The sequence below is a fragment of the Actinosynnema sp. NPDC002837 genome (assembly GCF_040295345.1).
Lineage (GTDB): Bacteria > Actinomycetota > Actinomycetes > Mycobacteriales > Pseudonocardiaceae > Actinosynnema.
In genome coordinates, this window is the sequence record NZ_JBEOVG010000020.1 from 75346 (window position 1) to 88436 (window position 13091).

9 protein-coding genes are annotated in these 13091 nt (G+C 71.0%); 5 read left to right on the forward strand and 4 right to left on the reverse strand.

What is annotated here, in order from left to right; genetic code table 11:
• The first annotated feature begins 52 nt into the window (after positions 1-52).
• Positions 53-1675: an AMP-binding protein gene (locus ABTZ99_RS17185; RefSeq protein WP_498776977.1), complete on the forward strand. Its 1623-nt coding sequence runs from the start codon at positions 53-55 to the stop codon at positions 1673-1675.
• An 8-nt stretch (positions 1676-1683) separates the two neighbouring features.
• Here ABTZ99_RS17185 and ABTZ99_RS17190 read toward each other — a convergent pair whose 3' ends face one another.
• Positions 1684-3534: an ABC transporter ATP-binding protein gene (locus ABTZ99_RS17190; protein WP_499612215.1), complete on the reverse strand. Its 1851-nt coding sequence runs from the start codon at positions 3532-3534 to the stop codon at positions 1684-1686.
• A gap of 46 nt (positions 3535-3580) precedes the next feature.
• The gene (locus ABTZ99_RS17195; RefSeq protein WP_499612189.1) at positions 3581-4786 is read right to left on the reverse strand and encodes an FAD-dependent monooxygenase; all 1206 of its coding nucleotides are present in this window, start codon (positions 4784-4786) and stop codon (positions 3581-3583) included.
• 93 nt (positions 4787-4879) lie between these two features.
• Between ABTZ99_RS17195 and ABTZ99_RS17200 the strand changes: the two genes are divergently transcribed.
• The 3 genes from ABTZ99_RS17200 to ABTZ99_RS17210 all read left to right on the forward strand — a co-directional run bounded on the left by ABTZ99_RS17200 (position 4880) and on the right by ABTZ99_RS17210 (position 8308).
• Positions 4880-5812, forward strand: a complete 933-nt coding sequence (locus ABTZ99_RS17200) for a TetR/AcrR family transcriptional regulator C-terminal domain-containing protein (protein ID WP_498776981.1) — start codon at positions 4880-4882, stop codon at positions 5810-5812.
• A 19-nt stretch (positions 5813-5831) separates the two neighbouring features.
• Entirely contained in the window at positions 5832-6731 is a 900-nt protein-coding gene (locus tag ABTZ99_RS17205; RefSeq protein WP_498777200.1) for a proteasome assembly chaperone family protein, read from the forward strand.
• 1163 nt (positions 6732-7894) lie between these two features.
• Positions 7895-8308: a chorismate mutase gene (locus tag ABTZ99_RS17210; RefSeq protein ID WP_499612191.1), complete on the forward strand. Its 414-nt coding sequence runs from the start codon at positions 7895-7897 to the stop codon at positions 8306-8308.
• 42 nt (positions 8309-8350) lie between these two features.
• Here the strand turns inward: ABTZ99_RS17210 and ABTZ99_RS17215 are convergent, their stop codons facing one another.
• Complete coding sequence (locus ABTZ99_RS17215; RefSeq protein WP_498776985.1) at positions 8351-9319, reverse strand: LLM class flavin-dependent oxidoreductase; 969 nt, start codon at positions 9317-9319, stop codon at positions 8351-8353.
• A 302-nt stretch (positions 9320-9621) separates the two neighbouring features.
• The gene (locus ABTZ99_RS17220) at positions 9622-10863 is read right to left on the reverse strand and encodes a family 16 glycosylhydrolase (RefSeq protein WP_499612193.1); all 1242 of its coding nucleotides are present in this window, start codon (positions 10861-10863) and stop codon (positions 9622-9624) included.
• Positions 10864-11000: 137 nt separating this feature from the next.
• Here ABTZ99_RS17220 and paaZ point away from each other — a divergent pair, with 137 nt between their 5' ends.
• Positions 11001-13025, forward strand: coding sequence for a phenylacetic acid degradation bifunctional protein PaaZ (gene paaZ / locus ABTZ99_RS17225; RefSeq protein ID WP_499612195.1), 2025 nt, complete (start codon positions 11001-11003; stop codon positions 13023-13025).
• Positions 13026-13091: the final 66 nt, after the last annotated feature.

The following is a 13091-nucleotide window of genomic DNA, read 5'->3' on the forward strand; positions in this document are numbered from 1 at the left end:
TGAATACCGTTGTCGCTGGTCACGAGGTTGCGGCCTGCGGTACGTTGCCGTGATGGCGCACCTGAGTTACTCCTCGGGCACCTCCGACGTGCCGCTGCTGGGCGACACCATCGGCGTGAACTTCGACCGCGCGGTGGCCACGCACGCCGACCGGGAAGCCCTGGTCGACCTCCCCACCGGCCGCCGGTGGACCTACCGCGAGCTGGCCGCCGAGGTCGACTCCGTCGCGGCCGGGCTGATGGCGGCCGGGGTCGGCGTCGGCGACCGGGTCGGGATCTGGTCGCCCAACCGGGCCGAGTGGGTGGTGGTCCAGTACGCGACCGCGCGCATCGGCGCGATCCTGGTCAACATCAACCCGTCGTACCGGGTGCACGAGCTGGAGTACGTGCTCAACCAGGCCGGCGTGCGCACGCTCTTCGCGGCCGCGTCGTTCAAGACCTCCGACTACGCCGGGATGATCGCCGAGGTCCGGCCCCGCTGCGCGGCGCTGCGCCAGGTCGTGCTGTTCGACAGTCCCGAGTGGACGGACCTGCACGCGGACGCGTTGCCGCGGTGGCCGGAGCTGTCGGCGGACGACCCGATCAACATCCAGTACACCTCGGGCACCACGGGGTTCCCGAAGGGCGCGACCCTGTCGCACCACAACATCCTCAACAACGGCTTCTTCGTCGGTGAGCTGCTCGGGTACACCGAGGACGACCGGATCTGCGTGCCGGTCCCGTTCTACCACTGCTTCGGCATGGTCATGGGCAACCTCGCGGCCACCTCGCACGGCGCGTGCGTGGTGATCCCCGCGCCCGCGTTCGAGCCCGCCGCCACGTTGCGGGCCGTGGCGGAGGAGCGGTGCACGTCGCTGTACGGCGTGCCGACGATGTTCATCGCCGAGCTCGCCGACCCCGGCTTCGACTCCTACGACCTGTCGTCGCTGCGCACCGGGATCATGGCCGGCTCGCCGTGCCCGGTCGAGGTGATGAAGCAGGTGGTGGAGCGGATGGGCATGCGCGAGGTGTCCATCTGCTACGGCATGACCGAGACCTCGCCGGTGTCCACGCAGACCCGCCGTGACGACTCGCTGGACCGGCGGGTGTCCACCGTCGGCCGGGTCGGGCCGCACCTGGAGGTGAAGGTCGTCGACCCGGACACCGGCCGCACCGTGCCGCGCGGCACGCCCGGCGAGCTGTGCACGCGCGGGTACTCGGTGATGCTCGGCTACTGGGAGCAGCCGGACAAGACCGCCGAGGCGATCGACGCCGCCCGGTGGATGCACACCGGCGACCTCGCGGTGATGGACGCCGACGGGTATGTGAACATCACCGGCCGGATCAAGGACATGGTGATCCGCGGCGGCGAGAACCTGTACCCGCGCGAGATCGAGGAGTTCCTCTACACCCACCCCGACGTGCTCGACGCGCAGGTCGTCGGCGTCCCCGACGTGAAGTACGGCGAGGAGCTGATGGCCTGGGTGCGCCTGCGCCCCGGCGCGGAACCGCTGACCGCCGAGTCGCTGCGGTCGTTCTGCGCCGGCAAGCTCGCGCACCAGAAGATCCCCCGGTACGTCCACGTGGTCGACGAGTTCCCGATGACCGTCACCGGCAAGGTGCGCAAGGTCGAGATGCGCAAGCAGGCCGTGCAGCTCCTCGGTCTTGCCGACGCCGACGCGGTGCGGCACGCGTAGGTGCCGGCTTACGACGTTCGCACCTCCTCCGCGAACTGGGTCCGGTACAGCTCTTCGTAGCGCCCGCCCGCGGCGAGCAGTTCGGTGTGGGTGCCGCGTTCCACCACCCGACCGCCCTCGACCACGAGGATCAGGTCGGCCGCCCGGATCGTCGACAGCCGGTGTGCGATCACCACCGCCGTGCGCCCGTGCAGCGCCTCGCCCAACGCGGCCTGCACCGCGGCCTCCGAGGTGGAGTCCAGGTGCGCGGTGGCCTCGTCCAGGATCACCACGCGCGGCTTCGCCAGCAGCAGCCGGGCGATCGTCAACCGCTGCCGCTCGCCGCCGGACAACCGGTAGCCGCGCTCGCCGACCACGGTGTCCAGCCCGTCCGGCAGCGACGCCACCAACTCGGCCAGCCGCGCCCGGCCCAGCACCTCCCACAGGTCGGCCTCGGTGGCCTGCGGGCGGGCGAGCAGCAGGTTCGACCGGATCGACTCGTGGAACAGGTGACCGTCCTGCGTCACCATGCCCAGCGCGCCGCGGACCGAGTCGGCGGTCAGGTCGCGCACGTCCACACCGGACAGGCGCACCACGCCCGAGTCCACGTCGTAGAGCCGGGGCAGCAGCGAGGCGATCGTGGACTTCCCGGCGCCCGACGAGCCGACCAACGCCACCACCTGGCCGGGCTCGGCCCGGAACGACACGTCGTGCAGCACCTCCTCTCCGCCGCGGCTGTCGAGCACCGCGACCTCCTCCAACGACGCCAGGGACACCTTGTCCGCCGACGGGTAGGCGAACCGGACGTTCTCGAACTCCACCGACACCGGACCGTCCGGCACCGACCGCGCATCGGGCTTCTCGGTGATCAACGGCTTCAGGTCGAGCACCTCGAAGACCCGCTCGAAGCTCACCAACGCGCTCATCACCTCGACCCGCGCGCCGGCCAGCGCCGTGAGCGGCGCGTACAGCCTGGTCAGCAGCAACGCCAGCGCCACCACCGACCCCGGGTCCAACTCGCCGCGCAGCGCGTAGAACCCGCCCAACCCGTACACCACGGCCAACGCCAGCGCCGAGACCAGCGTCAACGCCGTCAGGAACACGGTCTGCACCATGGCCGTGCGCACCCCGATGTCCCGCACCCGCCGCGCCCGCGTCGCGAACTCCTCCGACTCGTGCGCCGGCCTGCCGAACAGCTTCACCAGCGTCGCCCCCGGCGCCGAGAACCGCTCGGTCATCCGGGTGCCCATGGTGGCGTTGTGGTTGGCCGCCTCACGTTCCAGCCGCGCCAGCCGCGTCCCCATCCGCCGCGCCGGCACCACGAACACCGGCAGCAACACCAGCGCCAGCAGCGTGATCTGCCACGACAGGCTGATCATCACCGCCAGCGTCAGCGCCAACGTGACCAGGTTGCCCGCCACGCTGGACAAGGTGTCGCTGAACGCCCGCTGCGCCCCGATCACGTCGTTGTTGAGCCGGCTCACCAGCGCCCCGGTGCGGGTGCGGGTGAAGAACGCGATCGGCATCCGTTGCACGTGGTCGAAGACCGTGGTCCTCAGGTCGAGGATCAGGTCTTCGCCGATGCTCGCCGACAGCCACCGCGTCAGCAGCCCCAACCCCGCCTCGACGATCGCGATGACCGCGATCACGACCGCGAGGACGAGCACCACCCGGTACGCCGCGCCGTTGACGATCGCGTCCACGATCCGGCCCGCGAGCACCGGTGTCGCCACCGCCAGCACCGCCACGACCACGCTCAGGGTGAGGTACTGGGTCAGCCTCACCCGGTGCGGACGGGCGAACGCCCAGATCCGGCGGAACGTGGCGACGGAGAACGGCCGCTTGTCGTCCTGCGCGTTCGTCACGTGGTACAGCGACATCCAGGCGGTGGTCTCCATGTCCATGCCCGGAACGTAGGACCTGGAGTCAGGTGGAGGTCAAGCTCCGGGGCCGGTAGTCCGCCAACGACACGGTGTTCGCCAGCTTCTGCAGGTCGCCGAACAGTCTCGCGCCGCCGGGGATGTGCGGGACTACGCGGATCGCGAAGTCGCGCATGCGGATGGACATCCGCGACTTCGACATTAGGCTGTCGACCCCGCCCAGCGCGAACTTCTGGCACCGCGTCACGTACTCGCGCATCACCTCCTCGTACCGTCTGAACGCCGTGGCGTGATCCGGGGCGGTGGCCAGCTCGCCCGCGAGGACGTACGCGCCGACCAACGCCATGCTCGTGCCGTTGCCCGCCATGGGCGACGCGCAGAACGCCGCGTCGCCGAGCAGCGCGACGCGACCGTCCGACCAGGTGTCCATCCGGATCTGGCAGAGCCGGTCGAAGTAGAAGTCCGGCGCCTCGCGCATGTCCTCGAGCAGCCGGGGCACCTCCCAGCCGTCGTCGGCGAACGTGGTGGCGATCAGCTCGCGCTGCCACGCCGTGTCGCGCCGGTCGTGCTCCAGCGGGGGCGAGGCGAACACGAACATCGCCTTGGCCCCGCCGTCCGGCGTGGGGTAGATGCCCGCGGTGCGGCCGGGCACGGTGTGCATCAGCTGCACGCCGTCCAGGTCTTCTCGCTGGGTCGTGCCGAAGATGGAGATGTAGGCGCCGAGGTCGTGCGCGAACCGCGACTCGGGGCCGAACGCCAGCGACCGCACCTTGGAGTGCAGCCCGTCCGCGCCGATGACCAGGTCGAACGTGCGCGGCTCGCCGCGCTCGAAGGTCACCGCCACCCCGGCTCCGGTCTGGGTGAGCGAGGTGATGCCGTCGTCGAAGACGTGCTCGACGCCGGTCGCGGTCGCCTCGTGGAGGATGCGGACCAGGTCGCCCCGCAGGATCTCCAGCTCGGCGATCACGCCGCCCGAGTCGCCCATCGCGTCGGACGCCATGGTGGCGGTGCGCTTGCCCTCGGCGTTCACGAACGCCATGCCTCGCGCGCCCGTGTGCGCGGCGCGCACCTGATCGAGCACGCCCATTCGCTCGGCGACCTCGCGGGCCGTTCCGCGCAGGTCGACGGCCTGGCCGCCGGGGCGCGGGGCGGGTGCCCGCTCGACGACGGTCGGGGTGAAGCCGTGGTGGCGCAGCCAGTAGGCGAGCGCGGGGCCGGCGATGCTCGCGCCGGAGATCAGTACGGTGTCCATGCGTACACCGTACATGGGTGTTCTGCTTGGTCAATCACTCTATCGTGCACTAGTGCTGTAGCATCCGGTGCACTACCTTTGAGGAGGCGGGCGATGACTGACGCGATCTACCAGCGGATTGCGCGCGAGATCCGCGATTCGATCGAGTCGGGCCAGCTGCGACCGGGTGATCGGGTGCCGTCGACGCGCGAGATCACCGTGCGCTGGAACGTCGCGATGGCCACGGCGACCAAGGTGCTGGTCACCTTGCGTTCCGAGGGCTTCGTGCGTCCCGTGGCCGGCGTGGGCACGGTCGTGTCGCCGGAAGGTGGGGAACCTGTGCGGCCGCGCGCGCAGGAGACCGACCTGACCGGCGAGCGGCTGGTCCTCGCGGCGGTCCGCCTGGCGGACCAGGAAGGGCTCGACGGGTTGTCGATGCGGCGGGTGGCGGCACGGCTGGGCGTGGCGACCATGTCGCTGTACCGGCACGTCGAGAGCAAGGACGAACTGGTCCTTCGGATGATCGACCACGTGTTGCGGAAGGAGGAGTTGCCCGAGCCGGGGCCCGAGACCTGGCGGGAGCGGCTGGAGGTGAGCGCGAGGGTGCAGTGGAAGTTGTTCCAGGAACATGCGTGGCTGGCGCCGGCCATGTCCATGACCCGGCCGCAACTGCTTCCCAGTGCGCTCGCGCACACCGAGTGGGTCCTGCGCGCGCTCGACGGGAAGGGGCTGAACCTGGAGGAGATGATGCACGCCGCCGTGACGATGTTCGGCTTCGTCCGGGGCGTCGCGGTGAACATCGAGCCGGAGGTCGAGCAGCGGCGGGACACCGGGATGACCGGGGACGAGTGGATGACCCAGCAGGCGCCGGCCCTGCTGGACATCGTCTCCGGCGGGGAGTTCCCGATGTTCAGCCGCGTCGTGGGCTCTGACCTGGACCTGGGGCTGGACACGCTCTTCGAATTCGGTCTCGCTCGAATGCTCGACGGAATCGGGGAATGGATCAGCGGTCGGTCGACGTTGACGGAGGGGAGGACTGGCATGTGAGCACTTGGGGAGGCACGAGGTGGCGCTGGACCCGGAGGATCTGTTCGAGGTCGACTCCGACGTCCCGGACCTGACCGGAGCGGTGTTGTTGCACCACTTCGACGGCTTCATGGACGCCGGTGCGGCGGGCGCGACGGTGGTCGCCCACCTGCTGGAGGTGCACGAACACCGGGTGATCGCCCGGTTCGACATCGACGACCTGATCGACTACCGCGCCCGGCGGCCGACGATGATCTACGCCACCGACCGCTGGGAGTCCTTCGACGCGCCCGAGCTGGTCGTGCACCTGATGCACGACGCGGTGGGCACGCCGTTCCTGCTGATGACCGGCCCCGAGCCGGATCGTCGGTGGGAGGCGGTGGTCGCGGCCGTGCGGTCGCTGATCGAGCGGTGGGGCCTGCGCCTCGCGGTCAGCTTCAACGGCATCCCGATGGGCGTGCCGCACACGCGGAAGCTGTCGGTGATCTCGCACGCGACCAGGCCGGAACTGGTGACGGAGGGCTCGCCGTTCAGCCGGGTGCAGGTGCCGGGCAACCTGTCGGCGCTGCTGGAGCTGCGGCTCGGGCAAACCGGCCACGACGCCATGGGCTTCGCCGCCTACGTGCCGCACTACCTGGCGCAGGGCACCTACCCCGCCGCCGCGTTGAGCCTGCTGCAGGCGTTGACGAAGTCGACGGGCCTGGTCATCCAGGCGGCGGCGCTGAACGAGGCGGCCAAGCGGACGGACGCCGAGATCACCCGCCAGGTGTCGGAATCGGCCGAGGTCGCCCAGGTGGTCGAGGCACTGGAACGGCAGTACGACGCCTTCACCGAGGCCTCGGACAACCTGCTGATCAACGACGACGAACCACTGCCCAGCGCCGACGAACTGGGCGCCGAGTTCGAACGCTTCCTAGCCGAACAACAACGCGACCACTAACCACCCGCACCAACCGGCCCCACCAAAGCCACACCGCAGCCGCACAGCAGCCCAACCGGCAGCCCTGCCACGCCGCGCCACCACCCACCCGCGCGCCGCACCGCAGCCCTGCCACCCGGCGCTCCGCTGTGCCCGCACCAGCCGCCCGGCAGCCTGCCCCACCGCAGCGCTGCAACCCAGTGCTGCCCTCAGCCGACCTACTGCCGACCAGCCGCACCGTAGCCTCGCCACCCGGTGCTGCCATCGGCTGACCGGCAGCCGTGCCACCCGGTACTGCCATCGCGGCGGCCTGACAGCCTTGCCGCAGCGCTGGCGCACCGCGTTCCGCTATGTCGCCACCGGCCGGCCGGCCGGCCGGCCGACCCGCAGCCTCGCCACCCGGTGCTGCCACCGGCCGCTCGGCGGCCGGGCCGCACCGCAGCCCGGCCGCACCTTGCCGCGCTAGCCCGCCCGGCAGCCTTGCCGCACCGCAGCGCTGCCACCCGGCGCTGCCACCGGCTGACCAGTGGCCCTGTCCCACCGCAGCCCGGCCGCACCGTGCCGCGACAGCCTGACCGGTAGCCCTGTCCTACCGCAGTGCTGCCGCCCGGTGCTGCGGTCAGCTGACCGGCAGCGACGCCGCAGCGCTGCCATCGCGGCCGGCCGCCCGGCGCCTTGCCACAGCGCGGCCGTACGGCGTTTCCGGTAGGCCGCCCGCAGCCGACCGGCCGACCTGCAGCCGTGCCACCCCAGTGCTGCCACCGGCTGACCGGCGGCACTGCTCCACCGCAGCGTTGCCACCTGGTGCTGCCATTGGCTGACCGGCAGCCATGCCCCAGCGCTGCCGACCCCCGCTCAGCAGCGCCGCCACCAGCCGACCCCCGCAGGCTCCCCACCGGGGGGCGTGCGGACCTGCCGCGCCACTACCACCACCACGCCGCGTACCCGAACCCGAGCGCCCGCACCAGGGCACCCGAACACCCGCACCACGGCACCCGAGCGCTTGCGCCGTGGTGCCTTCAGCGCTGTGCCGTCGTGTCGTGGACCCCCGCCCCCGCCGCGCCGAGGATTGGTGCTTTGCCGTGCTGCGGAGTGGCATGCGCTGGTAGCGGTGTTCGGGTGGTGGGGCGTTTGGGTGCCGTGGGGTTGCGAGGTGGGGAGTAGTCGGTTGGTATGAGTCGTGGATGATGATGGACGTGTCTGACTCCACCTCCACGTCGGTCCCGTCGCCGTCGCTGTCGCCGTCCCCGTCGTCCGATTCGTCGTCGCAGCCGTCGCTGCCCCCGACGTCACTGGACGAGGTTCGTGCGCGCATCGATGTGATCGACTCGGAGCTGGTGCGCCTGCTGGCGCAACGGCAAGGTCTGGTGCGGGCGGCTGCGGCGTTCAAGTCGGATGACCAGGCGGTTCGGGCGCCGGACCGGGTTGCCGAGGTGATCGCGTCGGTGCGGGAGCGGGCGTCGGTGGCAGGGTTGGAGCCGGTGGTGGCGGAGGCGGTGTGGCGGGCGATGATCGGTGCGTTCATCGAGGTTGAGCTCGTAGAACACACGGCAACCCGGCACGCGGCGACTCGGCGCGCGACGAACCCGCAGGGGTGACGCGGTCCGTCGGAGTCTGACCGCAGGCGGCGGTCGGGCGGGTCAGAGGTAGAGGTCGGCCAGTCGGCGGTACGAGTCGAGCATGGCGGCGCGGTCGTACGTGCTGGTGGTGACCAGGACCTCGTCGGCGGCGGTGCGGTGGAGGAGGTTGTCCAGGGCCTTGGCGACTTCGGATGGTGTGCCGTGGACGTGGCCTTGGAGGGACTGCTCGAACAGTCGGCGCTCGCGGCTCGTCATGGCCTGGGCGAGGATGTCGTTCGGCGCGCTCAGGGGTGGGAACTCGCCTCGGGTGCGTGAGTGCGCCATCGCCCACGCCTCCGGCACGAGGAGTCGCCAGGCGTCCTCGGTGGTGTCGGCGACGGCGACCGTCGAGGAGATCACCACGTACGGCTCGTCCGACCACGCCGACGGGCGGAACTCGGCGCGGTAGGTGGTGATGGCGTCGATCATGGCGTCTTCGCCCCGGAACGAGCCGATGACCAGTGGGACGCCGTGTGCTGCGGCAACGCGCGCGCCGGCGCCGGTGGCGAGGACGAACGGCGACACGCGGAGGCCGTCGGCCGGGTAGCCGCGCACCGCCTGGTCGCCCGTGAAGTACCCCAGCAGCTCGGTGAGCCTCGGGCCGAAGTCGGCGGCGTCCTCCTTGTCGTGCCCCAACGCCTTGCGGACCGCCTCGATGAAGCCGACCGACCGGCCGAGGCCCATGTCGATCCGGCCCGGGAACAGCGACTCCAGCACACCGAACTGCTCGGCCACGACCAGTGGCTGGTGGTTGGGCAGCATCACGCCGCCGGTGCCGACCCTGATCCGGGACGTCGCCCCGGCGACGGCTGCCGCCAGCACCGTCGGCGCGGAACCGGCCACGCCCGGCACGCCGTGGTGCTCGGACACCCAGAAGCGGTGATAGCCGAGCTGTTCAGCCTGACGGGCGAACGCGATCGTGTCGCGCAGCGCCTCTGGGTGACCACTCCCGACCCTCACCCGCGACCGGTCCAGCACGGAAAGCTTCACGACAAGGTCAACGGTGTCGATCACCACCGCATTCCGGTCGAACCGCGTTCCGGATGTGCGGGGGTGGCGAGGGGGGAGGGGGAGTTCGGGGAGGGGATGGTGCAGCTGGGGAAGTGCGACGGTAGGGAGGCGGGCGTGAGCATCCGCGTCACGCCCGCCTCGACCGGCGCCGCTGCGACAGCCGCGACTGTCGTGACCGACCGTGACCGACCGTGACCGCCGGGGAGAGTCGGCGGTCACGGTCGCGGGCGGGCTTGAGGGGCCCGAATCAGGAGCTACAGGCCCCGATCACGTCACGTGGCTCACGCGACGGTCCACTTCTGGTTCGCGGTGCCGAAGCAGGTCCACAGCTGCAGCCGCGTGCCGTTGGCGGAGCTGTTGTTCTGCGCGTCCAGGCACTTGTTCGCCTGGATGTTCACGATGTCGTTGGCACCGCTCACCGCCCACTTCTGCGCACCGGTCCCGTTGCAGTCCCACAGCTGGACCAGCGTGCCGTCCGCCGTGCCGCCCGACGCCGCGTCCAGGCACTTGCCCAGCGCCCGGATCGTGCCGTCGCCCGGCCGGGACCACTGCTGGGCCGCCGTGCCGTTGCAGTCCCACAGCTGCACGGGCGTGCCGTTGGCCGAGTTCGCGCCGGCCACGTCCACGCACTTGCCGCCGATGCCGGTGATCCGGCCACCCGCGGGCGGGTTGCCGTCCGACGTCGACACCCGCACGTAGTCGATCACGAACTGCTGCGGGAACGTGGTGGTGGCGTCCGGGTAGCCCGGCCACTCGCCGCCGACCGCCAGGTTCAGGATGATGAAGAACGGCTTGTTGAACACCCACTGGTTGCCGCCGACGTCGGCGGGCGTGCGGCGCTGGTAGACGTTGCCGTCCACGGACCACGCGATGCCGGTGGGCGACCACTCGATGGCGAAGGTGTGGAAGCCGTCGGCGAAGTTCGGCCCGTTGAACGGCATGCCGATGCCGCCCGCGCCGGAGTAGCCGGGACCGTGGATGGTGCCGTACACCGTGTCCAGGTCGTGGCCCAGGAACTCCATGATGTCGATCTCGCCGCTGCCCGGCCACGGGTTGCCGGAGTTGATGTCCTGCCCGAGCATCCAGAACGCGGGCCAGATGCCCTTGCCGCGCGGCATCTTCATCCGCGCCTCGACCTTGCCGTAGGTCGTGGTGAACTTGCCCGCGGTGTTGATCCGGGCCGACGTGTACTGGCACCGGCCGTACCAGCAGTTGTAGTTGCCGGGGTTCTCCTTGCGGGCGGTGATGACCAGGTTGCCCGCGCCGTCCATGGCGGCGTTGCTCGCCGAGGTCGTGTAGTACTGGTGCTCGCGGTTGTTGCCGTTGTTGTCGCCGACCTCCGTGTTCCACTTGGAGGCGTCGACCCGCGTGCCCGCCGGGCCGTTGAACTCCTCGGCGAAGGTCACCGCCATGGCGCCGACGTCGGCGGCGTCCGGCGCGGGCGCGGGTGCGGCTTGGGCGGCCGGCACGGCCAGCCCGCTGAAGGCGAGCACGACCGCGCTCACCACCACTCGTGTCCTCATCGACACTCCTCTCATTCTGGCGGCGGCCGTCCAAAAGTTACTGCATGACCTTGAATCAAGTCACGATGAAAGTGCGGAGGCTTTACTGTCGGGTCATGCCGGGACACCCACCGGCCCGACGAGGAGGTCGACACCCGATGGCCATGCTGCGCAGCTACGTGTCAGGTCGCTGGCACGCCCCGTCCGTCGAAGGAACGCCGCTGCACGACGCGGTGACCGGCGAGGAGATCGCCCGCATCTCGTCGCAGGGCGTCGACATGGCGGCGGCGCTCGACCACGGCAGGCGCGTCGGCGGACCGGCGCTGCGGGAGCTGACGTTCCACCAGCGCGCGGCCCTGCTCAAGGCCCTCGCCTCGTACCTGCGGGAACACCGCGACGAGCTGTACGCCCTGTGCGCCCGATCGGGCGCCACCAGGACGGACTCCCTGATCGACGTGGACGGCGGCATCGGCGTGCTGTTCGGCTACGCGAGCAAGGCCAAGCGCGAGCTGCCCAACGACAAGGTTTACGTCGACGGCAACGTGGAGCCGCTGAGCAAGGGCGGCACGTTCGTCGGCCAGCACGTCGCGACCCCGCTGCGGGGCGTGGCCGTGCAGATCAACGCCTTCAACTTCCCGATGTGGGGCCCGCTGGAGAAGTTCGCGCCCGCGTTCATCGCCGGTGTGCCGTCGCTGATCAAGCCCGCCTCCCAGACGGCGTACATCACCGAGAAGCTGGTCGAGCTGATGCTGGCCTCGGGCCTGCTGCCGGAAGGCTCGCTGCAGCTGGTCACCGGCAGCGCGGGCGACCTGCTCGACCACCTCACGGCCCAGGACCTGGTCGGCTTCACCGGCTCCGCGTCCACCGCCCAGGTGCTGCGCACCCACCCGGCGGTCGTGCGCAACAGCGTGCGCTTCAACGCCGAGGCGGACTCGCTGAACTGCTCGATCCTCGGCCCGGACGCGGTCGAGGGCACGCCCGAGTTCGACCTGTTCGTCAAGCAGCTCGTCAGCGAGATGACGGTCAAGGCAGGCCAGAAGTGCACCGCGATCCGGCGCGCCCTGGTACCCGCCTCCCTCCTGGACGCCGTCGCCGACGCCGCCACCGCGCGCCTGGCGAAGGTCGTCATCGGCAACCCCGCGAACGAGAGCGTGCGGATGGGCGCGCTGGCCGGGCTGGAGCAGCGCGAGGAGGTCCGGCGGTCGCTGAAGGCGCTGCTGGAGGTCGGTGACGTCGTCTACGGCTCCCCGGACCGCGTGGACGTGGTGGACGCCGACGCCGAGCGCGGCGCGTTCCTGTCGCCGGTGCTGCTCAAGGCCGACCCCGACCACGCCCAGCCGCACGAGGTGGAGGCGTTCGGGCCGGTGTCGACGCTGATGGCCTACCGCGACGCCGAGCACGCGGTCGAGCTGGCCGCGCGCGGCGCGGGCAGCCTGGTCGGCTCCGTCGTCACGCACGACGCCGACTTCGCGCGCGACGTGGTGCTGGGCGTGGCCCCGTGGCACGGCCGCGTCCTGGTGCTGGACCGCGACGACGCCAAGGAGTCCACCGGACACGGTTCGCCGCTGCCGATGCTGGTGCACGGCGGTCCGGGCCGCGCGGGCGGCGGTGAGGAGATGGGCGGCATCCGTGGCGTGCTGCACCACATGCAGCGCACCGCGGTGCAGGCCGGCCCCAGGGTGCTGAGCGCGGTCACCGGGCGGTGGGTGCCGGGCGCGCCGCGCACCGAGTCGGACGTGCACCCGTTCCGCAAGTCGTTGCGGGAGCTGAGGATCGGCGACACGGTCGTGGCCGGGCCGCGCACCGTGACGTTGGCCGACATCGAGCACTTCGCGGAGTTCACCGGCGACACGTTCTACGCGCACATGGACGAGGAAGCCGCGACGGCGAACCCGTTCTTCGGCGGTCGGGTCGCGCACGGGTACCTGGTGGTGTCGTTCGCGGCGGGCCTGTTCGTCTCGCCCGAGCCGGGGCCGGTGCTGGCCAACTACGGGCTGGAGAACCTGCGGTTCCTCACGCCCACGTTCCCCGGCGACGAGCTGACCGTGACGTTGACCGCGAAGCAGATCACGCCGCGCGAGGACCAGGAGTACGGCGAGGTCCGCTGGGACGCCGACCTGGTCAACCAGAAGGGTGAGTCGGTGGCCAAGTACGACGTGCTCACGCTGGTCGCCAAGCAGTAGCCGGGTTCCACCACGTGGACGCGCGTCGGCCCGATCGCCCAGGACGGGAACAACCGACGCGGTCCG